The 23608-nt window shown below is 65.9% G+C and carries 26 protein-coding genes and 1 tRNA gene; 16 read left to right on the top strand and 11 right to left on the bottom strand.

Going from position 1 to position 23608, the window contains the following annotated elements; translation table 11 throughout:
• Positions 1-18 precede the first annotated feature (18 nt).
• Positions 19-624, top strand: coding sequence for a sigma-70 family RNA polymerase sigma factor (locus ACGGKE_RS01625; protein ID WP_394439494.1), 606 nt, complete (start codon positions 19-21; stop codon positions 622-624).
• Entirely contained in the window at positions 542-1567 is a 1026-nt protein-coding gene (locus ACGGKE_RS01620; RefSeq protein WP_394439492.1) for a FecR family protein, read from the top strand. Before ACGGKE_RS01625 ends, ACGGKE_RS01620 begins: the two co-directional genes overlap by 83 nt.
• Before the next feature lie 22 nt (positions 1568-1589).
• Here ACGGKE_RS01620 and ACGGKE_RS01615 read toward each other — a convergent pair whose 3' ends face one another.
• The 4 genes from ACGGKE_RS01615 to ACGGKE_RS01600 are packed head-to-tail and all read right to left on the bottom strand — an operon-like array spanning position 1590 to position 3614.
• Entirely contained in the window at positions 1590-2294 is a 705-nt protein-coding gene (locus ACGGKE_RS01615) for an NAD-dependent deacylase (protein ID WP_394439490.1), read from the bottom strand.
• The gene (locus tag ACGGKE_RS01610) at positions 2291-2617 is read right to left on the bottom strand and encodes a YdeI/OmpD-associated family protein (protein ID WP_394439488.1); all 327 of its coding nucleotides are present in this window, start codon (positions 2615-2617) and stop codon (positions 2291-2293) included. The genes ACGGKE_RS01615 and ACGGKE_RS01610 overlap by 4 nt, the downstream gene beginning before the upstream one ends.
• Positions 2618-2676: 59 nt before the next feature.
• Complete coding sequence (locus ACGGKE_RS01605; protein ID WP_394439486.1) at positions 2677-3336, bottom strand: MOSC domain-containing protein; 660 nt, start codon at positions 3334-3336, stop codon at positions 2677-2679.
• Between the two features lie 59 nt (positions 3337-3395).
• Positions 3396-3614, bottom strand: a complete 219-nt coding sequence (locus ACGGKE_RS01600) for a DUF2945 domain-containing protein (RefSeq protein WP_228166890.1) — start codon at positions 3612-3614, stop codon at positions 3396-3398.
• A 125-nt stretch (positions 3615-3739) separates the two neighbouring features.
• Here ACGGKE_RS01600 and ACGGKE_RS01595 point away from each other — a divergent pair, with 125 nt between their 5' ends.
• The 4 genes from ACGGKE_RS01595 to ACGGKE_RS01580 all read left to right on the top strand — a co-directional run bounded on the left by ACGGKE_RS01595 (position 3740) and on the right by ACGGKE_RS01580 (position 7223).
• Complete coding sequence (locus tag ACGGKE_RS01595) at positions 3740-4918, top strand: glycosyltransferase family 4 protein (protein WP_394439483.1); 1179 nt, start codon at positions 3740-3742, stop codon at positions 4916-4918.
• 28 nt (positions 4919-4946) lie between these two features.
• Entirely contained in the window at positions 4947-6266 is a 1320-nt protein-coding gene (locus tag ACGGKE_RS01590; RefSeq protein ID WP_394439481.1) for a replication-associated recombination protein A, read from the top strand.
• Positions 6263-7120, top strand: a complete 858-nt coding sequence (locus tag ACGGKE_RS01585; protein WP_394439479.1) for a hypothetical protein — start codon at positions 6263-6265, stop codon at positions 7118-7120. Before ACGGKE_RS01590 ends, ACGGKE_RS01585 begins: the two co-directional genes overlap by 4 nt.
• Before the next feature lie 28 nt (positions 7121-7148).
• Positions 7149-7223, top strand: a tRNA-Thr gene (locus ACGGKE_RS01580).
• Positions 7224-7718: 495 nt separating this feature from the next.
• Here the strand turns inward: ACGGKE_RS01580 and ACGGKE_RS01575 are convergent.
• Positions 7719-8162 (bottom strand): cupin domain-containing protein, encoded by a 444-nt coding sequence (locus tag ACGGKE_RS01575; protein ID WP_394439477.1) that lies wholly within the window; start codon positions 8160-8162, stop codon positions 7719-7721.
• A 121-nt stretch (positions 8163-8283) separates the two neighbouring features.
• Between ACGGKE_RS01575 and ACGGKE_RS01570 the strand changes: the two genes are divergently transcribed.
• The gene (locus tag ACGGKE_RS01570; RefSeq protein WP_394439475.1) at positions 8284-8586 is read left to right on the top strand and encodes a glycine zipper 2TM domain-containing protein; all 303 of its coding nucleotides are present in this window, start codon (positions 8284-8286) and stop codon (positions 8584-8586) included.
• Positions 8587-8681: 95 nt separating this feature from the next.
• Here the strand turns inward: ACGGKE_RS01570 and ACGGKE_RS01565 are convergent, their stop codons facing one another.
• A complete protein-coding gene (locus ACGGKE_RS01565) occupies positions 8682-8957 on the bottom strand; it encodes a hypothetical protein (RefSeq protein WP_228167064.1) in 276 nt (91 codons plus the stop codon).
• 154 nt (positions 8958-9111) lie between these two features.
• Positions 9112-9519 (bottom strand): EVE domain-containing protein, encoded by a 408-nt coding sequence (locus tag ACGGKE_RS01560; RefSeq protein ID WP_394439473.1) that lies wholly within the window; start codon positions 9517-9519, stop codon positions 9112-9114.
• 104 nt (positions 9520-9623) lie between these two features.
• On the opposite strand from ACGGKE_RS01560, the gene ACGGKE_RS01555 reads away from it, so the two are divergent.
• A complete protein-coding gene (locus ACGGKE_RS01555) occupies positions 9624-10571 on the top strand; it encodes an isopenicillin N synthase family dioxygenase (protein ID WP_394439471.1) in 948 nt (315 codons plus the stop codon).
• Between the two features lie 94 nt (positions 10572-10665).
• Here the strand turns inward: ACGGKE_RS01555 and ACGGKE_RS01550 are convergent, their stop codons facing one another.
• The gene (locus tag ACGGKE_RS01550) at positions 10666-11049 is read right to left on the bottom strand and encodes a dihydroneopterin aldolase (RefSeq protein ID WP_394439469.1); all 384 of its coding nucleotides are present in this window, start codon (positions 11047-11049) and stop codon (positions 10666-10668) included.
• A gap of 111 nt (positions 11050-11160) precedes the next feature.
• Here ACGGKE_RS01550 and ACGGKE_RS01545 point away from each other — a divergent pair, with 111 nt between their 5' ends.
• The 4 genes from ACGGKE_RS01545 to ACGGKE_RS01530 are packed head-to-tail and all read left to right on the top strand — an operon-like array spanning position 11161 to position 14111.
• On the top strand, positions 11161-11697 hold the full coding sequence (locus ACGGKE_RS01545; RefSeq protein ID WP_394439467.1) for a GNAT family N-acetyltransferase: 537 nt from the start codon (positions 11161-11163) through the stop codon (positions 11695-11697).
• 44 nt (positions 11698-11741) lie between these two features.
• The gene (locus ACGGKE_RS01540; RefSeq protein ID WP_394439465.1) at positions 11742-12311 is read left to right on the top strand and encodes a DUF1285 domain-containing protein; all 570 of its coding nucleotides are present in this window, start codon (positions 11742-11744) and stop codon (positions 12309-12311) included.
• The gene (locus tag ACGGKE_RS01535; RefSeq protein WP_394439463.1) at positions 12308-12919 is read left to right on the top strand and encodes a CoA pyrophosphatase; all 612 of its coding nucleotides are present in this window, start codon (positions 12308-12310) and stop codon (positions 12917-12919) included. Before ACGGKE_RS01540 ends, ACGGKE_RS01535 begins: the two co-directional genes overlap by 4 nt.
• Complete coding sequence (locus tag ACGGKE_RS01530; RefSeq protein ID WP_394439462.1) at positions 12900-14111, top strand: CCA tRNA nucleotidyltransferase; 1212 nt, start codon at positions 12900-12902, stop codon at positions 14109-14111. Before ACGGKE_RS01535 ends, ACGGKE_RS01530 begins: the two co-directional genes overlap by 20 nt.
• On the opposite strand, the gene ACGGKE_RS01525 is transcribed toward ACGGKE_RS01530, so the two are convergent.
• From ACGGKE_RS01525 to gcvA, 3 genes are all read right to left on the bottom strand, one after another.
• Entirely contained in the window at positions 14075-15754 is a 1680-nt protein-coding gene (locus ACGGKE_RS01525; RefSeq protein ID WP_394439460.1) for a putative bifunctional diguanylate cyclase/phosphodiesterase, read from the bottom strand. The two genes, ACGGKE_RS01530 and ACGGKE_RS01525, sit on opposite strands and share 37 nt — an antisense overlap.
• A 128-nt stretch (positions 15755-15882) precedes the next feature.
• Positions 15883-18171, bottom strand: coding sequence for a DNA topoisomerase IV subunit A (gene parC / locus ACGGKE_RS01520; protein WP_394439458.1), 2289 nt, complete (start codon positions 18169-18171; stop codon positions 15883-15885).
• Positions 18172-18245: 74 nt separating this feature from the next.
• On the bottom strand, positions 18246-19166 hold the full coding sequence (gcvA, locus tag ACGGKE_RS01515) for a transcriptional regulator GcvA (RefSeq protein ID WP_394439456.1): 921 nt from the start codon (positions 19164-19166) through the stop codon (positions 18246-18248).
• A gap of 125 nt (positions 19167-19291) precedes the next feature.
• Here gcvA and ACGGKE_RS01510 point away from each other — a divergent pair, with 125 nt between their 5' ends.
• From ACGGKE_RS01510 to otsA, 4 genes are all read left to right on the top strand, one after another.
• The gene (locus ACGGKE_RS01510; RefSeq protein WP_394439455.1) at positions 19292-19453 is read left to right on the top strand and encodes a hypothetical protein; all 162 of its coding nucleotides are present in this window, start codon (positions 19292-19294) and stop codon (positions 19451-19453) included.
• Positions 19454-19512: 59 nt separating this feature from the next.
• Positions 19513-20280, top strand: coding sequence for a trehalose-phosphatase (otsB, locus tag ACGGKE_RS01505; RefSeq protein WP_394439454.1), 768 nt, complete (start codon positions 19513-19515; stop codon positions 20278-20280).
• 102 nt (positions 20281-20382) lie between these two features.
• Positions 20383-22152 (top strand): glycoside hydrolase family 15 protein, encoded by a 1770-nt coding sequence (locus ACGGKE_RS01500; RefSeq protein WP_394441670.1) that lies wholly within the window; start codon positions 20383-20385, stop codon positions 22150-22152.
• On the top strand, positions 22149-23582 hold the full coding sequence (gene otsA / locus ACGGKE_RS01495; RefSeq protein ID WP_394439453.1) for an alpha,alpha-trehalose-phosphate synthase (UDP-forming): 1434 nt from the start codon (positions 22149-22151) through the stop codon (positions 23580-23582). Before ACGGKE_RS01500 ends, otsA begins: the two co-directional genes overlap by 4 nt.
• Positions 23583-23608 lie beyond the last annotated feature (26 nt).

The raw sequence follows: 23608 nt of genomic DNA, 5'->3' as shown, positions 1-23608 counted from the left end.
AATGATCAGGGGGTCCATGTGCAACGGGTTCGCGCCAAACTGGAATGGTTCAAGACGGTAATATTGCCCCAGGAGGCGGCCCTGCGCGGCCGGCTCCGGCGGATATTGCCGTCCACCCACGAACTGGAGGACATGGTCGCCGAGGTGCTGGCCCGCGCCTATGCCACCGAAAACTGGGAAAATGTCACCACCGGCCGCGCCTATCTCTTCACCATCGCCCGCAATCTGGTCATCGACACAGCCCGCCGCAACAAGGTGGTGAGTTTCGAGACGATTGCCGACCTCGAGCTGCTGGGCGGCGAGAATAATATCGAAGCGCAGCTGCATGCCCGCGAAGCGCTGCGCCAGGTCGAGACGATCGTCGAGTCGCTGCCGCCGCAATGCCGCCGCGTCTTCATCCTGCGACGCATTCACGAAAAATCGATGCTGGAAATAGCGGACGAAATGTCCCTGTCCGTTTCTACAGTTGAAAAACATCTGGCCAAAGCAATCGCAATAGTTATGCGGGCCTGGGCAGAACGTGAGGAAACGGACTTCGAACGTGCAGGCGTCGGGACCAGGTTCAAGCTGCGGGGACAGGGACGCGATCGAAGCGGAAGCCGCGCGCCTGCTGGCCAGGCTTGAGAATGATCCCTCCCCGCAAGACGAAGCCGAGATTTGTGCCTGGATCGAGGCAGACCCCCGCCATGCCGTCGCCTTCGCTCGCGCGGAAGCGGCATGGGACGCATCCGAACGACTGAAAAGCGCCGCGGCCGACATCACGCTGCCGCCGCTCCAGCCGACCCTCAGCGAAGAAGACCAGCGCCGCCTGTCGCGCAACATCATGGTCGCCGCCGGGGTCGCCATCCTGCTGTTCATCGTCGCCGCGATCGTGACGGTGCGCACCTATAGCGGGATCGAGCATTTCGAAACCGGCGTTGGCCAGATGCGCGACATCGCGCTGGAGGACGGCTCCACCCTGCACCTCAACAGCGACAGCGAAGTCGAGGCGCGCTTCACCAGCAACGGCCGCAAGGTGCGCGTGCTGAAAGGCGAAGCCTCGTTCGAGATCAGCCATGATCCCGATCGCCCCTTCGATGTCGAGGCGCGCGCCGCCGTTATCCGGGCGGTCGGCACTGCCTTCAACGTGCGGTTGCGCCCCTCGCTGGTCGAACTGACCGTGACCCACGGCACCGTCACCGTGCAGTCGGGCGACAGCCCGCAGCAGCAGGTCGTGGCGGGCAGCGGCGCCGTCATCCAGCCGCGCAGCATCGCGCTCACCCGCCTTGGCCCCAGGCTGATCGAGCAGCGCATCGCCTGGCGCGAGCAGATGGTGGAACTGGACGGCGAGACGGTCGAGCAGGCGGCGGGCGAGTTCAACCGCTACCGCAAGGCGCCCATCCTGATCGGCGACACGCGCGTGTCGGCGCTGCGTATCGGCGGGCGCTTCCGCACCACCGACAGCCGCGAATTCCTGGCCGCGCTGCAGACGAGCTTGCCGGTGCGGGCGGTCGATGGCGAGGACGGATCGGTGATGCTGCTCTATCGGGACGAGACGGCGAGTGCCGGGGACGACGCCAGCGAATAAGCGCGGCTCTAATCCCTCCGCTTCATTGCAGCAATTCGCGCACCAGATCCGGCACCAGCCGAGTCGCCGGACCCATGCGGCTTTCATCGAATAAGGCGCTGCCCGCGGACGGTTCGAGATTGAGTTCGATCGTCCACGCACCCGCGTCGCGCGCGGTCTGGACGAAGCCGGCGGCCGGGTAGACCGCGCCGGACGTGCCGATCGACACGAACAGGTCCGCCTCCTCGATGGCATCGTAGATGTGGTCCATCTGATAGGGCATTTCGCCGAAGAAAACGATGTCCGGGCGCAGCCGCGGCGCGCCGCAGCCGGCGCACGCCGCGCCCCGCGGCAGCGCGCCGGACCATGGCGCGGCCCTGCCACAAGCGGCGCACAGGGCGGATTTGAGCGCGCCATGCATATGGACCAGCCGGCGCGCGCCGGCCCGTTCGTGCAGATCATCGACATTCTGCGTGACGATCAGCAGATCGCCGGCCCAGCCCGCGTCCAGCGCCGCCAGCGCGTCATGGGCGGCATTGGGCTCGACCTCGGCCAGCTTCGCACGCCGCTCATCATAGAAGCGATGGACCAGAAGCGGATCGCGCGCCAGCGCTTCGGGCGTGCAGACATCCTCCACCCTGTGCCCCTCCCACAGGCCATCGGGCCCGCGGAAGGTGGCGAGGCCGCTTTCGGCGGAGATGCCCGCGCCCGTGAGGATGACGATCGACCTGATCGCGCCGCTGTTCATCGGCCCCTGCCCGCCCCGCCTTTCGCCTTTCCGTCGATCAGCACCGCCTGCTGCCATTTGCCCGGCGCCTTGTCGGTGCGGTGGATGCAGCCGGCCCAGCAGCAGGGACGTTTCTTGCCCTCCTGCAATTCCTCCACCGTGCGCGCGATGCGGCGCGCGCGGGTGGCGGGTTGCTTCGCATCCTCGACCCAGCAGATGAATTCATTGCGACCGAGCGGCGTCAGCCGCTGCCACAGCGCGAACATGGCGGGATCGGCACTGATCGCCGCCTTCATGTCATCGGCCGCCTGATGGACGGTGCCGTGCAGGAAATCATCGACCATGCCACTCTCCCCGGCTGTCGGCGCCACTGTGGCGCGCAACCGACACGCTGTCAAAAGGCTCAGCCCGCCGGCGCCAACTTGCGCGCGCGGCCGCGCCAGGCTTCCGCCAGCAGCGGCATGTCGGCCAGCGCCCGCACGGCGTCAGGATCGCCCTTGTGCCCGCCACCGATCAGCAGGCGGAAGATGCGGTCGATCGGCCAATCAGGCAAGCGCCGGTCCAGCAGCGTCATGCGCGTGCCGGCTTCCGCCTCGCCTTCGCGGATCACGCGGAAATAGATGCCGCAGCGGCCGGTCTTGACGATCGTCGCCATGACGTCGCGCGCGCCGAAGCGGTGATCGAGCTTCCAGCAAGGCTGGCGGCCATGGCTGACTTCGACGATGGCGCTGCCGAGCGCGAAGCGGTCGCCCAGGCACAGCTGCGTCTCGGTCATCCCGCGCGAGGCGATATTTTCCCCGAACGCGCCGGGCGCGTCGAACAGCGGGTGGCCGGGCTTGCGTTCGCGCCACCAGTCATAATGATCCTGCGGGTAGAGGTGGATCGCCTTGTCCCAGCCGCCATGATGCACGCGATCGGCCACCGCGTCGCCGGCGAACCCATCCCATCCGATGCGCACGGGCCCCTTGACCGGCTGTTTGGCGATGGCACTGTGATCGTCGCCGCGAAAGGGCATGGGCGTGCCGACGAGCAGCGCGTCGATGGTCATGAATGGCGTGGTCATCCGGCCTGCATGCCATGACGGCACGCAGGAAGCGATGTCCGATGTGGCGCAGCCGGCCCCTAGCCGGCGCTCAGTTCCGAGCCGAGCTTGAGTACTTCGCCGCCATTGTCGACATGGATCAGATAGGCGGGATTGTCCGGACTGCCGTTGCGGCGGATCTTCGACCCGTCAATCGTGCGCTCCACATGCCGTTCGAAACGCTCCGCCACCCGTCCCCGACCGACGCCCTGCCCCCAGTTCCACTTGACCCGTTTTCCCTTGCGGAAGCTCTCGGTCATCTGGGCATCCTCTCCTTGCTTGGGCACATGCTACGCCGGCCGGTTCCTCACCATGCCAAGCCAAAATTCCCAAGGGCTTGTGCGGTTCCCTTGGGTTTTCAATTCTATTGGGCTAAGGGGCGGCGATGGATGCAACCGGCCTTCGCGTCGCGCTCTTCAGCGGCAATTATAATTATGTGCGGGATGGCGCGAACCAGGCGCTGAACCGCTTCGTGGCCTATCTGCTGCGCCAGGGCGCGACGGTGCGCGTCTATTCGCCCACCGTCGACAAGCCCGCCTTCGAGCCCACAGGCGACCTTGTGAGCGCGCCGTCCTTCGCGGTGCCGGGCCGCCGCGAATATCGCGTGCCCTATCGCCTGTCGGGCGAACTGCGCCGCGACCTCAAGAGCTTCCGGCCCAATCTGGTCCATGTGTCGAGCCCCGATCCGCTGGGGCACCGCGCGGTCAGCTGGGCGCGGACCCATGGCCTGCCGACCGTCGCGTCGGTGCACACGCGCTTCGAAACCTATCCGCGCTATTATGGCCTCGCCTTTCTGGAGCCGCTGATCGAATCGATGCTGCGGCGCTTCTACCGCCGCTGCGACGCGATCGTGGCGCCGTCCGAATCCATGGCCCAGTTGCTGCGCGAACAGCGGATGAGCTATGATGTCGGCATCTGGACGCGCGGCATCGATCGCGAGATTTTCTGCCCGGCGCGCCGCGACCTGGCCTGGCGCCGGTCGCTGGGGATCGGCGACGAGGTGCCAGTGATCGGCTTCATCGGCCGGCTGGTGATGGAGAAGGGGCTGGACGTCTTTTCCGACACGATCGACCAGCTCGCCCAGCGCCAGGTGGCGCACAAGGTGCTGGTGGTGGGCGAAGGCCCGGCGCGCGAATGGTTCGAAAATCGCTTGCCCGGCGCAGTCTTCACCGGTTTCCAGAAGGGCGCGGACCTGGGCCGCGCGGTCGCCAGCATGGACATGCTGTTCAATCCGTCGATTACCGAAACCTTCGGCAATGTGACCTTGGAGGCGATGGCGTGCGGCCTGCCCACGGTGGCGGCGCGCGCGACCGGCAGCGAGAGCCTGGTCACCGAAGGCGTCACCGGACGGCTGATCCGCCCGGGCGCGATCGGCGCCTTTACCGACGCCTTGCAATATTATTGCGAAAATCCGGCCGCACGGGCCGCCGCGGGCCGGGCGGCGCAGTTGCGCGCCGAGCGTAATGGATGGGACCAGGTGAACCAGGCGCTGGTCGACACCTATCTGCGCGTCATCCGCCAGCGCGCGCAGGGGCTGGCCCCGCGTTCCAGCCCTGTTCCCTGATCGGCCAAGCCCTCCTATATCGGTGTCGATGGCCGACCTGTTCGCTTCGCAAGATGATCCCGCCGCCGATGAGGCGCGCGACACTGCCCCCCTGGCCGACCGGCTGCGCCCGCGCACATTGGCCGACGTCGTCGGGCAGGAGCATCTGACCGGTGCGGACGGCGCGATCGGCCGGATGGTCGCGGCCGGGCGCCTGTCCTCCATCATCTTCTGGGGACCGCCGGGCACCGGCAAGACGACGATATCGCGGCTGCTCGCCGATGCGGTGGGCATGCGGTTCGAGCCGATCTCGGCGGTGTTTTCGGGTGTCGCCGACCTCAAGAAGGTGTTCGCGGCGGCCAAGGACCATGCGCGCCAGGGCGCGAAGACCCTGCTCTTCGTGGATGAGATCCATCGCTTCAACCGGGCGCAGCAGGACAGTTTTCTGCCCTTTGTCGAGGATGGCACGGTCACGCTGGTCGGCGCGACGACCGAAAATCCCAGCTTCGAACTGAATGCCGCGCTCCTGTCGCGGGCGCAGGTGCTGATCCTGCGGCGGCTGGATGCGGCGGCGCTGGAGCAGTTGCTGGATCGCGCGGAAATGTTGATGGAGCGACCGCTCCCGCTCGATCCGGCGGCGCGCGAGGCGCTGCTGGCGAGCGCGGATGGCGACGGCCGCTTTCTGCTCAACCAGGTCGAGACGCTCTACGCCATCGACATTCCGCAGCCGCTCGACCCCGCCGGCCTGTCGGCGCTGCTGCATCGCCGCTTCGCCGTCTACGACAAGGATCGGGAGGGGCATTATAATCTCATCTCCGCCCTGCATAAGTCGCTGCGCGGATCCGATCCGCAGGCGGCGCTCTATTATCTGGCGCGGATGCTGACCGCGGGCGAAGAGCCGCTCTATGTGCTGCGCCGGCTGGTGCGCTTTGCGACCGAGGACATTGGCCTCGCCGACCCGCAGGCGGTGGTCCAGTGCCTGGCGGCCAAGGATGCCTATGATTTCCTGGGCAGTCCGGAAGGCGAACTGGCGATCGTCCAGGCCTGCCTCTATTGCGCGACCGCGCCCAAATCCAATGCGGCCTACAAGGCGATGAAGGCGTCCTTCCGCTCCGCGCGAGAGACCGGGTCGCTGATGCCGCCGATGAACATCGTCAACGCGCCGACCAAGCTGATGAAGCAGGTCGGCTATGGCCAGAATTACCAATATGACCATGACAGCGCCGAAGGTTTTTCCGGCGCCAACTACTGGCCCGACGAGATGAGCCCGCAGGATTTCTACGCCCCGACCGATCGCGGATTCGAAGCGCGGATCGCCGAGCGCATGGCTTATTGGGAGAGGTTGCGGGCGGAGCGCGGCGAAGAGTGACGCCGCACTTCGAGCGGTTCGCCGCGATCGACTGGTCGGGCGCGAAAGGCGTGCGGCACAAGGGCATTGCGGTTGCGCTGTGCGAAGAAGGGGACGCTGTCCCGCGCCTGATCGCTGCGCCCGACGGCATCTGGTCGCGGCGGCAGGTGGCGGATTGGCTGGTCGCCGCCGCGGCGCAGGCCCCGACCCTGTTCGGGTTCGACTTCAGCTTCGCCCCGCCCTTCGTCACGCGGCGCGCCTATCTGCCCGGCGATCCCGTGCCGGAGGAGGCTCCGGCCTTCTGGGCCTATGTCGACGCGATGTGCGACGATGTCGATCTGGGCGCGGCCAGCCTGCTGGAGAGCGCGCACCGACGTCATTTTTATTTCGGCAAGGCGGATGGCGTCAAAGCCGCCTTCCTGCATCATCGCATATGCGAAGAGCGATACAATGCCGGCGGGGGCGGCAAGCTGTCCACCGTCTATGACGCGATCGGCGCGGCGCAGGTCGCCAAGGCGAGCTTCGCGGGCATGCGGATCCTGCATCATGTTCGGAATCATGTGCCGATCTGGCCATTCGACCCCTGCCCGGCCGCCGGATCGCTGGTGGTGGAGATCTACACCAGCATCGCCGCGCGCGCGGCCGGTCGGCCCAAGGGACGATCGAAAATGCGAGACCCGCAGGCGCTGAACGCCGCGCTGGTCCTGCTCGGTTCAGCGCCGCATGCAGGCGCGATGCCCGACGATCATGGGGCCGACGCCATCGTCACAGCGGCCTGGATGCGCAATGCCGCGCGGGATCCGCACCTGTGGAGCCCCGCAATGCTGACGCCGGAAATAGCGCGCACTGAGGGCTGGACCTTCGGCATCGTCTGATAGTAAGGGCGTCCGACCCAGACGGTGCGCCGGCTTAGCACAGCGGTAGTGCAGCGGTTTTGTAAACCGAAGGTCGGGGGTTCGATCCCCTCAGCCGGCACCATGGGCCGTCCCTCCATTTCATGCGATCCCAAACGCAAAATGGGGGCCGGCATTGCTGCCGGTCCCCACTTCCGTCAGGTCTGCGATCCGCGTCTCGTTGAAGAGATGCGATCATCGGCCTGGCGAACCCGTCCGTCAGCCTTCAGGGCGAAGGCGATGGCCAGGATGTGCGCCGGTCGTTGGCCAAGGGCCGCCTGCCGGTGCTGGTCGCTTGTTCCATTACCCGACGTTCACTTTCGCGCGCACTCGGTAACGGCCTTCAGCGGCCGGTCCGTCGAATGGGGTTGTCCCTCCGGAGAAGGGCATCGTCGTCCGACGAACATCGAACGAACATATGGCTGATTTCTCACCCATTTTCAGGATCCGGATCGCTCCGCTTCCCTCGTCTCGACCAGCAGATGGTCTCACCGCCCCCGAGTCGCGCAAAGCGAAATCGGTCAGTTTGCTGACAGTCCGCCGCTCAAAGCTGTGGATTATTGTGGACAAGTGCGCCGCCTCATGCGCCGGGCGGCGACCAGTCGGGCGGCGCGAGCGTGAAGCCGGAAAATTCGAAGGCGGGCGTAACCGTGCAGCTGAGCAGCGTCCAGCCGCCCAGCGGCTCGGCCGCCTGCCAATGATCCGCCGGCACCAGCGCCTGAGGCAGATGGCCCTTCGCGACGTCGGCGCTCAGCAGCAGGTCATGGGCGGGCCCCTCCCGCGACGCGATCGACAGGCGCAGCGGGGCGCCGGCGTGCCAGAACCACTGTTCATCCGCGTCGACCCGATGCCAGTGCGAGCGCTGCCCCGCCTCCAGCAGGAAGAGGATCGCCGTTCCGGCCGCGCGTTTCCCTTTAGGCGCAGCGGCGCGCCACGTTTCCCGATACCAGCCGCCTTCGGGATGCGGCGCCAGGTCCAGAGCGGCGATCAGCGCCCGTCCATCCCGCTCATCGTCGCTGCGCATCGCTTTGCCTCAAATTTAATGGCTCGGGAAACAGAGACTTGGCCCGTTGCCGCAGGTTAATGCAACTTCGATCAATAGGAAGGGGTTCAAGCGTCAAACTACGCCAACGGAGGAGATATTCATGCGTAAAGCTCTAATGGCCCTGGCCCCCGTGTCGCTGGCCGTTCCCGTGTCGATGGCCGTGCCAACGGATGGCGCGCAGGCCCGCAAACATTATCGCTACAAGGAATGGCGTGGCCGCGACGGCCGCACCTATTGCCGCAAGTCGGATGGCACCACTGGCCTGATCATCGGCGGCGTGGGCGGCGCGCTGGTCGGTCGCGCGATCGACACCCATGGCGACCGGGCGACCGGCACCATTCTGGGCGCGGCCGGCGGTGCGCTGCTGGGCAAGGAAATCGACAGCAAGCGTCGCTGCCGCTGATCGTAGGGCTGCTGCCAGCGTCGCGCTGGCAGCAGACATGAAAAAGGGACGGCATCCTGCGCGGACGCCGTCCCTTTTTGTTTGGGAGCGTGGTCTTAGTTGGAAGCGGCGCCGCGCGCGTCTTCCACCCGGAAGTCGACCTTCTGGCCACCCGACACGCCCGACACCTTGCCATTCTTGACCGCCAGGTTGAAGGCGACCGAGTCGGGGTAGCGGCGGCCGGAAATCAGCTTGCCGGTCTTGGTGTCCTTCACTTCGTAGACATAGGTATAGCCTTCGTGAGTGAAGCGCTGCTTGGCGGTGTCTTCAGCCTGGGCAGCGGTGGCGGCGATGGCGCTCAGGGCGCCGGCAACAATGAACTTGGACAGCATTCGCATGGGTTTTCTCCTTGTGAATGCCGATCAAACACCTCTGCAATATCTTATCGTTCAGTTGCCCGCAGGATATGCTGCAGTGCGGCATGGGCTCAATCGCAAAAGGCGACGACCCGGTTGCACCTGACGCAATCGCCCCGTCGCGGCTACCTCAAGCCTTTGACATCGCCACGATATGGTCGAACTGCGCCTTGGTCAGCGGACAGACCGAGAGGCGCGGCTGGCGTAAAATCGCCATGTCGGCCAGCGCCGGATCAGCCTTCATCGCCTTCAATGTCACGGGCCTGGCGAGCTTTTCCTTCGGCGCGACATGGACGGCGATCCATTTGCCCGAATCGTCGGTGCTGTCGCGCGCGGCCTCCGCGACGATGGTCATGATGCCGACCGCCGCCAGCCCGATATTGCTGTGATAGAAGAAGGCGAGGTCGCCCTTGCGCATGGCCTTCATATGGCCTTGCGCCGCATGGTTGCGCACGCCGTCCCACTCCGCCTGCCCCTTGGCGACGAGATCGTCATAGGAGAAGACATCGGGTTCCGATTTCATGAGCCAATAATGCATTTTGCCTCCTTGCAACAGCGGCCCGGCGCGATCAAGGATGCGGCCATGCAGGGCCGCCCCCATAGGATGGGACGATGCCCACCGGTTATTCTGGAGATTGAGACGTGTCGCAAACGGTGCTGGAGCAAGTGCCTGTCCTGTCCATGGCGGAACTGTCGAAGGCGGACTTCGCCCAGGCGTTCGGCGAATCCTTTCAGCGCTTCGGCTTCGCCATGGTGCGCGACCATGGCATGGACCAGGCGTTGATCGATGAAGGCTGGGCGCTCGCCCGCCGCTTCTTCGACCAGCCCGAGGCCGTGAAGCAGCGCTACGACGCCAAGCCCAATGGCGGCCAGCGCGGCTATACCGCGTTCGGCACCGAAATCGCCAAGGGCGCGAGCGAGAATGACCTCAAGGAATTCTGGCATGTCGGTCGCGATCTGCCCGCGGGCGATCCGCTGGCCCAGACCATGCCGCCCAATGTCTGGCCGGCCGAAATGCCCGAGTTCCAGCCCGTGTTCTCCAGCCTCTATCGCGAGTTCGACCGCGTCGGCGCGGAATTGCTGTCCGCCATCGCCCTGTATCTGGGCCTGCCCGAGCGCTGGTTCGACGGGCCGATCGAGAATGGCAATTCGATCCTGCGCCTGCTCCACTATCCGCCGGTCTCGCCGGAAGCGCCGGGCATCCGCGCGGGCGCGCATGAGGACATCAACCTCATCACCCTGCTGCTGGGCGCGGAGGAAGGCGGGTTGGAGCTCAAGGACCGCAATGGCAACTGGCTGCCCGTCGTGCCGCCGCCGGGCGCGCTGGCGATCAATGTCGGCGACATGCTGCAGCGGCTGACCAACCATGTGCTGCCGTCGACCAGCCATCGCGTGGTCAACCCCCCGCCGCATCGGCGCGGCCATTCGCGCTATTCCATGCCCTTCTTCCTGCATCTGCGCCCGGACTTCATGATCGACGCGCTGCCCCAGTGCGTGACCGAGGACAATCCCCGCCGCGACCCGCCGATCAGCGCGCACGACTATCTGACCGAGCGGCTGATCGAGATCGGGCTGATCAAGAAGGGATGATGACGCGCCCCTGCGCAAGCGGGAGCCCGGAACCGAAGGGCGCAGCGTCGCCCCCTGGGCTCCTGCATTTGCAGGAGCATCGGCTGCGGCGAAATTACTTGCGGCCGCGGCCCAGCGTGATGCCGATTTCCTCGCCCCGTTCGCTCAGCGCCAGCTTGACGATCTTCACCTCGACATGGCTGACCTTGTCGTCCTGCAGGAAGATGGTGTCGATGATATGGTCGGCCACCGCCTCGATCAGCGTGAAATGCACGCCCTCGGGCAAGGCGGTCGAGGCCGCATGTTTGAGGTCCATATAGTTTTTGGACTGGCTGAGCGGCGTAGCGGGCTCGTAATGGTCGGCGATTCGCAGGCGCGCGCGGATCGAAATGCGCAGCGGCTGAGGGAGATGCGTCTCCTCCGAATAGATGCCGGTCAGCACGTCCACGTGCAGGTTGTTGACCTCCAGCGTCAGAAAATCGTCAAATCCAGTGTGCATGGCTCGCCAACTACGGGCCCGGACCTGCAGCCAGGCTGGGGCTATTTTGTCTTTCATTTTGCGGGGCGGACGCTAAAGCCCCCGCTTCCGGCGCTGCCCCATGCGCCATTGATGGCGGATCGGCAAGACGTGTCTCACATTATCCCCCTCGACACCGTGCCGCAGGCGGCGATCGAAGCGCTGCTGGACGCAGCGTTCGGGCCGGATCGCCATGGCCGCACCGCCTATCGCATTCGCGAGGGCATGGCCTGGCTTCCCGACCTTTCTGTCGCCGTGACGGGCGATGACGGCGCGCTGATCGGGTCGCTGCAAAGCTGGCCCGTGGCGCTGACCGGCGTGGGCGGCGGGCAGACCCCGCTCATCATGATCGGGCCGGTCGCGGTGGCGCCGGCGCATCAGAAGGACGGGCATGGCCGGGCGATGATGGACGCGGTCATCGCGACCGCGCGCGCGCGCGCGACCGAGCCGCTGATGATGATCGGCGATCCGGAATATTATGGCCGCTTCTGGGGCTTTTCCGCCCAGGGCACTGATGGGTGGGACGCGCCCGGTCCGTTCGAGAAGCGCCGCCTGCTCGCGCTATCGGTCGACGGCCGTCCCGTGGGCGGCGAAGGCATGCTGACGCCACGGATCGCGGTCGCCGCCTGATTTCCCCCTTTGCGTTCGGCCCGGTGGGCTCCTATCTCGGCGCCATGCCGATGGAGCCGCTCCCCGATCTCGCCACCCTGTCCCTGCCCGACATCGCCCGGCTGCTGGCCGAAAAAAAGCTGCCGCCGGTCGAACAGTGGAACCCCGATCATTGCGGCGACAGCGAGATGCGGATCGCGCGGGACGGCACCTGGTATCATCAGGGTTCGCCGATCGGTCGCGAGGCGATGGTGCGCCTGTTTTCCACCATCCTGCGGCGCGAGCCCGATGGCAGCCATGTGCTGGTGACCCCGGTCGAGAAGCTGGACATCGCGGTCGAGGATGCGCCGTTCGTCGCGGTGGAGCTGAAGAGCGAGGGCGAAGGCCCGGCCCGCGCCCTCGCCTTTCGCCTGAACACCGGCGATCTGATCGCGGCCGGCCCCAACCATGGCCTGACGCTGCGCGAGACGGCGGAGGGCCCCCATCCCTATCTGCATGTGCGCGGCGGCATGGAGGCGCTGATCACGCGCGCCGTCTATTATGAGCTGATGAACCTGGCGCTGGAGGAGGAAGGCGGGGATCGCGTCGGGCTGTGGAGCAACGGCGCGTTCTTCCCGCTGGACGGCGCGCCATGACGCTGGCGCAGCGGCTGCGCGCCGCGCTGGAGGAAGGGCATCGCCGCGCGGACCTCATCCCGCTGTCCGAAGTGCGAGACCCCCGCATCCGGAGCGATATTCCGCTCGCGCCAGCCGCGGTGCTGGTGGCGATCACCGACCGCGCCGAACCCGGCCTCATCCTGACCGAGCGGTCGACGGCGCTGCGCAAACATGCCGGGCAGATCGCCTTTCCCGGCGGTCGGGTCGATCCCACCGACGCAGACGAAATCGCCGGCGCGCTGCGCGAGGCGCAGGAGGAAATTGCGCTGCCGCCCGCGCAGGTCGAACTGGTGGGCATTTCGGATCGCTATCACACCTTCACCGGCTTCGATATCGTGCCGGTGCTGGGCGTCATCCCGCCGGACCTGCCACTGCGCGCGCAGGAAAGCGAGGTCGCATCCTGGTTCGAAGTGCCGCTCGCCTACGCGCTCGACCCGGCGAACCGCGTGCGGCGCGAAGTGGAATTTGCCGGCGCGCTCCATCATTATTACGAGATCTTCTGGGAAGAACGCCGCATATGGGGCATAACCGCCGCCATTCTCGCCAATCTTTCGCGCAGGCTGGGCCATGACCATATCGCTGCCTGACGCTGACTGGCGCGCGCGCCCCGGCCTTGACGGGTTGCTCGCGGCGCTGGGCGCGGCGGATGGACTGGCGCGCTATGTCGGGGGGGCGGTGCGCGACGGGTTGCTGGGCCTGCCGGTCAACGACCTCGACATCGCGACGTCGATCGCGCCGCGCGACGTGGTCGATCGGTTGAAGAAGGCGGGCATCAAGGCGGTGCCGACCGGCATCGACCATGGCACCATCACCGCCGTGCTGCCCGACGGCCCAGTCGAGATCACGACCTTGCGGCGTGACGTCAGCACCGATGGCCGGCGCGCGACCATCGCCTACACCGAAGACTGGCGCGAGGATGCGGCGCGGCGCGACTTCACCATCAACGCCCTTTATGCCGATCCGCTGACCGGCGCGATCAGCGACTATTTCGGCGGCATCGCCGATCTGGAGGCGCGCCGGCTGCGCTTCATCGGCGACGCGGCAGCGCGGATCGCCGAGGATCATTTGCGCATCCTGCGCTATTTCCGCTTCCTCGCCCGCTATGGCGACAACGAACTGGACAGCAGCGCCTATGACGCCTGCGTGACTGCGGCCAACAGCCTGATGGCCCTGTCGCGCGAGCGGATCGCCGACGAGATGCTGAAATTGCTGGGCGTCGCCGCCCCCGTGCCGGCGCTGCGGCTGATGATCGAGGGCGGCATATTGCGCCCGGTCCTGCCCGAAGTGACGATGGCGGGCGTCGATCGGGTGGAAGGGCTGATCGCGCGGGAAGCGCAGGCGGGCGAGCCGGTGTCGGCGCTGCGCCGGCTGGCGGCGCTGCTGCCGCCCGACGCGTCCCTGGCGGACCAGGTCGGCGCACGCCTGAAGCTGTCGAACAAGGCGCGCAAGCGGCTGGTCGTGGCGCTGGAGGCGGACGGGGGGCAGGATCAGCCGCGCGCCCTTGCTTACCGCATCGGTGTGGAAGGGGCGGTCGACCGGCTGCTGCTCGATCCGGAGCAGCCGCTGACGGCGATCGCCACGCTGGACGGATGGAGCCCGCCCACCCTGCCGGTCGGCGGCGGCGCCCTGATCGAGCGCGGCCTGACGCCGGGTCCAGATGTCGCCAAGGCGCTGCAGCAGTTGCAGCGGCAATGGGTGGAGGAGGATTTCCCAGATGCCGAGCGTGTCGGCGAAATCGCCGATCAGATCGTCTCGAAATTCCAGCGCGCGCGCCAATAGTCGAAAGCGTCGGCTTCGTTCATCGGCTTGGCGAAATAATAGCCCTGCCCCTGCCAACAGCCCAGATTCTGGAGTTGCAGCGCCAGCGCCTGATTCTCGATGCCTTCCGCCGTGACCTTGAGGTTGAGCGATTCGGCCAGCGACAGGATCGTGCGGACGATCACCGCCTTGTCGCGATCCTCCAGCATGGAGGACACGAAGCTGCGGTCGATCTTCAATATGTCGATCGGCAGCGTGTGCAGGCTGGCGAGGTTGGAAAAACCAGTCCCGAAATCGTCCATGGCGATGGACATGTCGAGATCCTTGAGCGCGAACAACCATTTGCGCGCCTTGTCGGGATCGGCGACGATGGCGCTTTCGGTCAGTTCCGCGGTCATGCGCTTTCCGGCGATCCCGGCGTAGCGCAGCGCTTCCTCGAACATGGATTCCACGTCATCCCGCGCGATCTGAATGGCGGACAGGTTGACGTTGACGCTGACCGGCAGCGGCTGGCCATATTTCGCGTCCCAACGCGCCATGGCCTGCGCCGCTTCATATGCGGCCCAGCGCCCTAGCGAGGTGATGAGCCCGCTTTCCTCGGCGACGGCGATGAATTCGGTGGGCGGAACATTGCCCAGTTCCGCGTCATTCCAGCGCGCGAGCGCCTCAAACCCCGTAATCTCGCCGGTCTGCAGATGAATGAGCGGCTGATAGGCGAGCGACAGCCCGCCCTGGGACAGCGCGTCGCGCAAGCGGCTTTCGATCGAGAAGCGGCGCTGCGCTTCCTTGAGCACGCCATTGCGGTAGATCTCGACCTTGCCGCTGCGCTTGGCGATCTTCACCGCCGCCTGCGCCTTGCGGACGACATCGTCGGGATCCTCGTCCAGGCTGAGCGAGAGGGCGCAGCCGATCGCGCAGTCGACGCGGATTTGCAGGCCGCTCAGGCGGATCGGCGATCCCAGCGCCTCCTGGATCCTCTGAACGATATGCAGAGCGTCCGACAAGCCGTTGTTCAAGCGCGCGAAAATGGCAAAGTCATTGCCGCCGATCCGCGCCAGCACATCGCCCTGCCGCAGGCTCGATTTCAGTCGCTTGGCCACCGTGATCAGCAATTCATCGCCCGCCATCGGCCCCAGCGATTCGTTCACGCGGCTGAAGCGGCTGAGGTCGATGGCGATGATCCCGAATTGGGCATTGTCGGACCAGGCGCCGTTCTTGAGCCGATCGTCTATTTCCTCCCCGAAACCCGTGCGATTCGGCAGCGCCGTGAGACCGTCGGACAGCAACTCACGACGCAGATTCTTCTCGATCGTACGCTCGTTGGTGCGATCTGTGGCGGTGAAGAGGTAGAGCGGCCGGCCGGTCTCGTCCGGCGGCAAGCGGCCGATGGTGCACATATGATATTCGGGGCCGAGCTTGCCTTCGCGCCGGGTCTCGAAAAAACAGGTATTGGCCCCCGATTCGATATAGGCCCGGATGCGATCTATCCAGAAGGATTCCGCGAGCGCCGCGCCGGGTTTGAGCCGATGCATGCGGATGCCCTCACTGAACCGCGCATTGCTCGCGACGATTGAGATTTCGCCGTCCTTGAACGTCAGGACAGCGGCCGATTGGGGCAGCGCAGCAAGCAGCGCCGCAATCTGATCGCCCGCCGCGGATGGCACGCCGTCGCCCTCACAACTTGTATCGCTGTGAGCCATAGCAGCCGGCAGGGGACGCACGGACGTGGATTCCATAAGTCCCCGCTAGGCCAAAGCGGTAAATTTTCTGGAAACGGGTTCTGATTACTCGGTCAAAAGCGATTATCGCGCGGGAAGCCGTTGGGCGGCATGCGTCCGGCCGCCCCGCGCGCGACTTTCCACGGCGTCATGTCGGCTTCGTTGCGCGTGCGACCCGAATCGCCGCCCATGGTCCAGCTGAGGCCATCGGACAGGCGGAATGCGATAGCGTCGGACAGGCCGCCGTCGCGATAGCGTTGCAGCTGCACGCCCTGCCCGCGCGCCATGCGCGGCATCTCGCTGATCGCGAAAACCAGCAATTTGCGATTTTCGCCAATGACCGCGATGCTGTCAGCATCGGGCGCGACCGGATGCACGACCGCGAGCCGAGCGCCCGCCCGGACATTGACGACCTGCTTGCCCTTGCGGGTTTCGGCCATGATGTCGGCCGTCGCCGCCAGGAACCCGCGCCCATCGGAGGATGCGAGCAGCAATTCCCCCCCAGGCCGCGCCGGCAGCAGCGAAACGATTGCGCCTTCATTGTCCATGTCCACCAGCGATCGCACCGGATCGCCAAAGCCGCGCCCGCCCGGCAGCTTGTCGGACGCGAGGGTGAAGACGCGGCCGGTCGATGTCGCCAGCAGCAGCTTGTCGGTGGTATAGGCGTGGAAGGCGAATTGCGGGCCATCGCCTTCCTTGAACTTGAGCGTGTCGGCGGCCGCCAGATCGCGATGGCCGCTCATCGCGCGGATCCAGCCGCGTTCCGACAGGATCACCGTGATCGGCTCGCGCTCGATCATCGCTTCCAACGGAATTTCGCGCGCGGGCGCTGCTTCCTCCACCAGCGTGCGGCGGCGGCCGAGATCGGTGTCCGGGCCGTAGCGCTTGCGCAGCGCGGCGAGGTCCTTCTTCAGCCGGGCGCGCTGGCGAGCGGGGCTCTCGACCAGCTTTTCCAGCTCGTCGCGTTCCTTCAGCAACGCGTCATGCTCGCGCCGCAGCTCCATTTCCTCCAGCTTGCGCAAGCTGCGCAGGCGCATGTTGAGGATCGCTTCGGCCTGGCGGTCGGTGAGGGCGAACTCGGCCATCATCACCTCCTTGGGCTCGTCCTCTGTGCGGATGATCTCGATCACTCGGTCCAGGTTGAGATAGGCGATGATATAGCCGTCGAGCAGCTCGACCCGCGCCGCGATCTTGTCCAGCCGGTGCCGGGCGCGACGAACCAGCACGTCGATCTGGTGCCTCAACCATTCGATCAGCAGCGGCTTCAGGCCCAGCACACGCGGCGTGTGAGTGGCGTCGAGCACGTTCAGGTTGAGCGGAAAGCGACTTTCCAGATCGGTAAGGCGGAACAGGCTGTCCATCAGCAGCTGCTCGTCGACGGTGCGCGCGCGCGGTTCGATGACGATGCGGATCTCCGCGTCGCTTTCGTCGCGCACATCGGCCAGGATTGGCAGCTTCTTGTCGTTGATCAGGTTCGCGATCTGCTCGATCAGCTTGGATTTCTGGACCTGATAGGGAATTTCGGTGACGACCGCGACCCAGCTGCCCCGCCCGCCATCCTCCTTGTGCCAGCGCGCGCGCGTGCGGAACGCGCCGCGCCCGGTGGCATAGGCTTCGGCGATGATCGATGGGCTGTCGACCAGCACGCCGCCGGTGGGGAAGTCGGGGCCGCGCACGATGTCCATCAGCGCCGCATGGTCGGCATCGGGATCGTCGATCAGCAAATTTGCGGCGTCGATCAGCTCGGCGACATTATGCGGCGGGATGCTGGTCGCCATGCCGACGGCGATGCCGCTCGCGCCATTGGCGAGCAGGTTGGGGAAAAGGCCGGGGAAAACCTCCGGCTCCTCATCCTCGCCATTATAGGTGGGGCGAAATTCGACGGTGCCTTCGTCCAGGCCCGCCATCAGGTCGGCGGCGGCCTGGGTCAGGCGCGCTTCAGTATAGCGCATCGCCGCGGCATTATCGCCGTCGATATTGCCGAAATTGCCCTGCCCGTCGACCAGCGGCGTGCGCAGCGAAAAATCCTGCGCCAGCCGCACCATCGCGTCATAGACCGACGCGTCGCCATGCGGGTGATATTTGCCGATGACGTCGCCGACCACGCGCGCGCATTTCTTGTAGGCGGTGGTGTTGCGCGCCGGATTGGCCGACAGCACGTCCGCGCTCGCCCCGCCCGGCTCCATCCTGAGCAGGCGCATCGCCCAGAGCAGCCGGCGATGCACCGGCTTCAGCCCATCGCGCAGATCCGGCAGCGACCGCGCCGTGATGGTGGACAAGGCATAGACCAGATAGCGCTGCGAGAGCGCTTCGTCGAACGGATGGTCCTTGATGGCGTCGAACGGGTCGCGAAAATCGGTCATTGCCTGTGGGATAGCAAAGCGAGCACGAAACGGAAACGGATTTGCTCGCGCTGCGTGACGCGCCAATCCGCCGATCAGCGCGGAAAAAACCGCTCCTCAGGATCAGCAGCGATCTCGCTGGCGATATCCGCCATGATCCAGTCGCGAAAGGCCTTGATCTTGGCCGTGTTGCGGGCGTGCGGCGGGTAAACAATCCAATAGCTGGCGCAATCGCGAACATAGGATGGCACCGCTTCCACCAACAGGCCTGATTCGACTTCCGCCTTCCAGAAGAAATGGGTGAGGATGGCGACGCCCTGCCCTGCGACGGCCGCACGCCCCTCCATCACCTGGCTGTCGAGCGCGATGGCCGGCGGGCCGGCCGCGCCGCCCGCCTCCACCCCCATCGCCCGCAGCCAGTCGTGCCACCACTGGTCGTCGGGCGAGAGGCGCGGCAGAGCGAGGAGCGCGGCTGCGTCCGCGATCGGGCCATGCCGCGCCAGCCACTCAGGGCCGCACATCGGCACAAGGCGGCTGTGGGTAAGAAGCTTTGCCTCCAGCCCCGGCCACACGCCCCGACCGCCGCGGATCGCCACGTCGACGCCATCGCGAGCAAGATCGACCACGGCATCGTTCGCCTGGATACGCACGGCGAGGTCAGGGTGCCGCATTTGAAAGTCGCCGATGCGCGGCGCAAGCCAGAGATGCGCGAAACTGTTGGTGCAGCTTATGGTCAGCACACTGGCATGATCCTGGCGCAGCGCGGCGAAGCCCTGACGCATCTGGTCGAAGGCGCGGATGATCACCGGCGCGATGTCCCGCCCCTTGTCCGTCAGCGCGACGCGGCGGCCGTTGCGCTGGAACAGGCTGAGGCCGAGCCGCTCCTCCAGCAATTTGACCTGATAGCTGACCGCCGCCTGGGTCATGCCCAGTTCCTGCGCCGCGGCGGTGAAATTTTCCAGCCGGGCGGCCGCTTCGAAGACGCGGACAGCGGACAGGGGCGGCAGGCTCTGCATGTGCGATGGATAAGCTGCCCTTATAGACGATGTCCATGCATTTGTTGGCGGGCGCGCCCGGAATGGGGGTAAAGCAACGACGCGGGCAGGATGCTCGCGACTTGCTGAGCATAAGGACCAAAGTCATGCGCGATCATTATGACGCCCGGCTGTGGAATGACGGCCATGAAGAGTTGCGCACCAGCGTGGATCGACTGTTGCGCCGGATCATGCAGGCCTTCCATGTCCTGCATCGCATCCACTGGGCAGCCCCCTGGACCGACCAACGGGGGCCCTGCGGCGGATAGGCGGGAAAAAGCCGTGCAAGAGGGGTTGCGGTTTCAGGGGAAGACGCCACTTTGCGCCCGTGCCTGATTCTGCCCCCTCCCCCACCGCACCCGATCTTCCCACCCCGCCGCTGAGCCTGCTGGAGGGCGCGGCGCTGTTCCTGGATTTCGACGGAACGCTGGCGCCGATCGCCGATACGCCCTGCGGCGTCGATGTCGACGACGACCTGATCGCCACGCTGCTGCGGCTGCGCGACGCGCTGGCGGGTCGGTTGGCGATCGTCAGCGGTCGGTCGGTGGCGACGCTGCGCGATCTGGGCTTCACCGATTTCCTGATCGCCGGCACGCATGGGCTGGAATTCGCCGCGCCCGGCGCCACGGTCGACGCGCCGGCCCGGTTGCCCGCGATCGACGCGGTCGAGCAGGCATTCAACGCCTTCGTCGCGGACAAGCCGGGCATGCTGGTCGAGCGCAAGTCGATCAGCGTCGGTCTGCATTTCCGCGGCGCGCCGCAATGGGGCGACGACGCGCGCGACCTCGCCACCGCGCTTGCGGCGGAGCATGACCTGGCGGTGCAGCCGGGCAAGATGCTGTTCGAACTGCGGCCGGGCGGCGCCGACAAGGGCAGCGCGGTGCGCCGGTTGATGACGCAGCCGCCCATGGCCGGTGGCGTGCCGGTCTTCATCGGCGACGATGTGACGGACGAGGAAGGCTTCGCCGCCGCCGCTGAGCAGGGTGGCGCTGGCATATTGGTCGGCACGCCGCGAACCACTTTTGCCGCCTTCGGATTGGAACAGGTTGCCGCCGTCAGGCATTATCTGGGCGAAGGGGCTGCCCGGCTCGGCTGAACGGCGGCCCATTGGCTTGGCTGCTAAGGGGGCAGAAACATCAGCAACAGCATTGGCGAAACGCACGCAACCGGCAACGAGCAGACGCTCGACCTCTGGCCCATCGGCAACTGCCAGGCGTCCGCGCTGATCGACCGCGCGGGTCGGATGGTCTGGGCCTGCGTCCCCCGAGTGGATGGCGACCCGGTCTTTTCCGCCCTGCTCGATCATCAAGGCTGGGAGGATCCGGAGGCGCGGGGCTTTTGGGCAATCGAGCTGGAAAATGTCGTCGCAGTCGAACAACATTATATCCGCAACACGCCCATACTGGTGACGCGCCAGCGCGACGCGCAGGGCAATGCGATCGAAACCTATGATTTCTGCCCGCGCCATCGGCACAAGGGGCGGATGTACCGGCCGGTCGCTTTCGTGCGGATCGTGCGTCCGGTGGCGGGCAGCCCGCGCATTCGCGTGCGGCTGCGCCCGACGACCAGCTGGAACGCGGAAAAGGTGCCGGTCAGCTACGGCTCCAACCATATCCGCATGGTCCTGTCCTATATGGCGATGCGCGTGTCGACCAATGCGCCGATCGGCCTGATCAGCCAGGAAAGCTGGTTCCGGCTGGAAGCGGACATGCATTTCTTCATGGGACCGGACGAAGGCTTTTCCGACGCGCTGCGTCCGGCGATCGAGCGGATGCTGGACGATACCATCCTGGAATGGCAGATCTGGGTGCGCGGGCTCGCCATCCCGGCCGAATGGCAGGAAGCGGTCATTCGCTCCGCCATTACTCTGAAGCTTTGCCAGCATGAGGAAACCGGCGCGATCGTCGCGGCGCTTACCACGTCGATTCCCGAACATGCCGACAGCGGCCGCAACTGGGACTATCGCTACTGCTGGATCCGCGACGCTTATTATACGGTCGAGGCGCTGAACCGGCTGGGCGCGCTCGACGTGCTGGAATCCTATCTCGTCTATCTGCGCAATATCGTCGATGGCGCCCGGGGCGGGCATATCCAGCCGCTTTACGATGTGCGCGGCAATGCGACGCTGACCGAATGGGAAGCGGAAAGCCTGCCGGGCTATCGCGGCATGGGACCGGTGCGCGTGGGCAACGCCGCCTATGAACAGATCCAGCATGACGCCTATGGCCAGATCGTGCTGTCGTCGGTGCAGGGCTTCATCGACCAGCGGTTGCTGCGCATGGCCGGCCATGCCGATTTCGAGGCGCTGGAGGCGGTGGGCGAGCGCGCCTGGCAGGTCTATGACCAGCCGGACGCCGGCCTGTGGGAATTGCGCACGCGCGCTCATGTCCACAGCTATAGCGCGGTCATGTGCTGGGCGGCGTGCGATCGCCTGGCCCATGCGGCCAGTGCGCTGGGCCTCGACATGCGGGAGGCCTATTGGCAAAATCGCGCGGAAACGATGAAGGCGCGCATCCTGGAGGCGGCGTGGCGCACCGACAGCCACGCCATTTCCGCCAATTTCGAAGATGATTCGCGCGACGCATCCCTGCTGCAGTTGCTCGACCTGCGCTTCCTGACCGCCGAGGACCCCAAGTTCATCGGCACGCTCGCAGCGCTCGAAGCGGACCTGCGGCGCGGCAACAACATGCTGCGCTATAGCGCGCCGGATGATTTCGGCGAGCCGGTGACGGCGTTCAACGTCTGCACCTTCTGGCTGATCGAGGCGCTGCACCGCACCGGCCGCACCGCCGAAGCGCGCGAACTGTTCGAGGAAATGCTGTCCCGCCGCACCGCCGCGGGCCTCTTGTCGGAAGATATCGACCCCGTCACCGGGGAATTATGGGGCAATTATCCCCAAACCTACTCATTGGTCGGCATCATCAACTGCGCCGTCTTGCTGAGCAAACCGTGGAGCGCGATGCGATGAGCCGCCTGATCATCATTTCCAACCGGGTCAGTCGTCCCAGCAAGACCGGCAATCAGGGCGGGCTGGCTGTCGCCCTGTCCCAGGCGCTGCGCGAAAGCCGCGGCATCTGGGTCGGCTGGTCGGGCGAAGTGACGGACAATTTCACCGGCCATATCGGCTTTGCCGAATATGATGGGGTCAAGACCGCGACGATCGACCTGGAAGAACAGGATGTCGACGAATATTATAATGGCTACGCCAACAAGACGCTGTGGCCGCTCTTCCATTTTCGCATCGACCTGGCAGAATACGCGCGCGATTTCGAAGGCGGCTATAATCGCGTCAACAAGCGGTTCGCGGAGACTGCGAGTCCGCTGATCGAGCCCGACGACATCATCTGGGTCCATGACTATCACATGATCCCGCTTGGGCAGATGCTGCGCGATCGCGGGCTCAAGAACCGGATGGGATTCTTCCTGCACATCCCCTGGCCGCCCACGCGCCTGCTGGTGTCGCTGCCGCACCACACCAAGCTGGTAAGCTCGCTCTTCGCCTATGACGTGGTGGGCTTCCACACTGAGGAGTGGCTCGAATCCTTCCGCCACTATGTGGAAAAGGAAATGGGCGGCAAGGTCGATGGCGACTTCGTTACCGTGGGCGATCGCACGATCCAGGCGATCGCCTGCCCGATCGGCATCAATGCGCAGGAATTCGCCGACGCGGCCGTCAGCGAAGCGGCCAGCGACATGCATGCGCAGGTCCGCGCCTCGCTGCAGGATCGATCGCTGATCGTCGGTGTCGATCGACTGGACTATAGCAAGGGGCTGGAGGAGCGGTTCAACGGCTTCTCGCGATTCCTGAAAGACCATCCCGAACATCATCGCCAGGTCGTGCTGACCCAGATCGCGCCGCCGTCGCGCGGCGAAGTGGAAAGCTACCAGCAGATTCGCGCCACGCTGGATTCGCTCGCCGGGCGGATCAACGGCGAATATAGCGATGTCGACTGGACGCCGATCCGCTACGTCAACCAGGGCTATCCCCGCGACAAGCTGGCCGGCATCTACCGTGCGGCGCGGATCGGGCTGGTGACGCCGCTGCGCGACGGCATGAACCTGGTGGCGAAGGAATATGTCGCGGCGCAGGATCCGGAGGACCCCGGCGTGCTGGTGCTGTCGCGCTTCGCGGGCGCGGCGGTCCAGCTGCGCGACGCGCTCCTTATCAACCCCTATAGCAGCGAGGAAATGTCCGACGCGATCAACCGCGCGCTGGCGATGCCGCTGGATGAGCGCAAGCGGCGCTGGCGAGCGATGATGGATAGCGTCGAGCAGCAGGATGTCAGCTGGTGGCGGCAGACCTTCACCGATCGGCTGACCGCTGCCGAGCGGCCGGAAGAGGTGGCGGACGACGCCACGACCGCAGAGCCGGGCGCCAAAGCCCCCGCGGCCAGTTGAGCCCGCGCTCACTGCCGGCTAGGCGT

Source organism: Sphingobium naphthae (genome assembly GCF_043589935.1).
Taxonomy (GTDB): domain Bacteria; phylum Pseudomonadota; class Alphaproteobacteria; order Sphingomonadales; family Sphingomonadaceae; genus Sphingobium; species Sphingobium naphthae_A.
The sequence above is the reverse complement of the archived record's forward strand: the minus strand, read 5'-3'. Positions and strand labels throughout refer to the sequence as shown.

Coding starts and splice junctions, on each gene's coding strand:
- ACGGKE_RS01615 (WP_394439490.1), bottom strand. CDS start 2,294: ATGAACAGCGGCGCGATCAGGTCGATCGTCATCCTCACGGGCGCGGGC.
- ACGGKE_RS01610 (WP_394439488.1), bottom strand. CDS start 2,617: ATGGTCGATGATTTCCTGCACGGCACCGTCCATCAGGCGGCCGATGAC.
- ACGGKE_RS01605 (WP_394439486.1), bottom strand. CDS start 3,336: ATGACCACGCCATTCATGACCATCGACGCGCTGCTCGTCGGCACGCCC.
- ACGGKE_RS01600 (WP_228166890.1), bottom strand. CDS start 3,614: ATGACCGAGAGCTTCCGCAAGGGAAAACGGGTCAAGTGGAACTGGGGG.
- ACGGKE_RS01595 (WP_394439483.1), top strand. CDS start 3,740: ATGGATGCAACCGGCCTTCGCGTCGCGCTCTTCAGCGGCAATTATAAT.
- ACGGKE_RS01590 (WP_394439481.1), top strand. CDS start 4,947: ATGGCCGACCTGTTCGCTTCGCAAGATGATCCCGCCGCCGATGAGGCG.
- ACGGKE_RS01575 (WP_394439477.1), bottom strand. CDS start 8,162: ATGCGCAGCGACGATGAGCGGGATGGACGGGCGCTGATCGCCGCTCTG.
- ACGGKE_RS01570 (WP_394439475.1), top strand. CDS start 8,284: ATGCGTAAAGCTCTAATGGCCCTGGCCCCCGTGTCGCTGGCCGTTCCC.
- ACGGKE_RS01565 (WP_228167064.1), bottom strand. CDS start 8,957: ATGCTGTCCAAGTTCATTGTTGCCGGCGCCCTGAGCGCCATCGCCGCC.
- ACGGKE_RS01560 (WP_394439473.1), bottom strand. CDS start 9,519: ATGCATTATTGGCTCATGAAATCGGAACCCGATGTCTTCTCCTATGAC.
- ACGGKE_RS01550 (WP_394439469.1), bottom strand. CDS start 11,049: ATGCACACTGGATTTGACGATTTTCTGACGCTGGAGGTCAACAACCTG.
- ACGGKE_RS01545 (WP_394439467.1), top strand. CDS start 11,161: ATGGCGGATCGGCAAGACGTGTCTCACATTATCCCCCTCGACACCGTG.
- ACGGKE_RS01540 (WP_394439465.1), top strand. CDS start 11,742: ATGCCGATGGAGCCGCTCCCCGATCTCGCCACCCTGTCCCTGCCCGAC.
- ACGGKE_RS01535 (WP_394439463.1), top strand. CDS start 12,308: ATGACGCTGGCGCAGCGGCTGCGCGCCGCGCTGGAGGAAGGGCATCGC.
- ACGGKE_RS01530 (WP_394439462.1), top strand. CDS start 12,900: ATGACCATATCGCTGCCTGACGCTGACTGGCGCGCGCGCCCCGGCCTT.
- parC (WP_394439458.1), bottom strand. CDS start 18,171: ATGACCGATTTTCGCGACCCGTTCGACGCCATCAAGGACCATCCGTTC.
- gcvA (WP_394439456.1), bottom strand. CDS start 19,166: ATGCAGAGCCTGCCGCCCCTGTCCGCTGTCCGCGTCTTCGAAGCGGCC.
- ACGGKE_RS01510 (WP_394439455.1), top strand. CDS start 19,292: ATGCGCGATCATTATGACGCCCGGCTGTGGAATGACGGCCATGAAGAG.
- otsA (WP_394439453.1), top strand. CDS start 22,149: ATGAGCCGCCTGATCATCATTTCCAACCGGGTCAGTCGTCCCAGCAAG.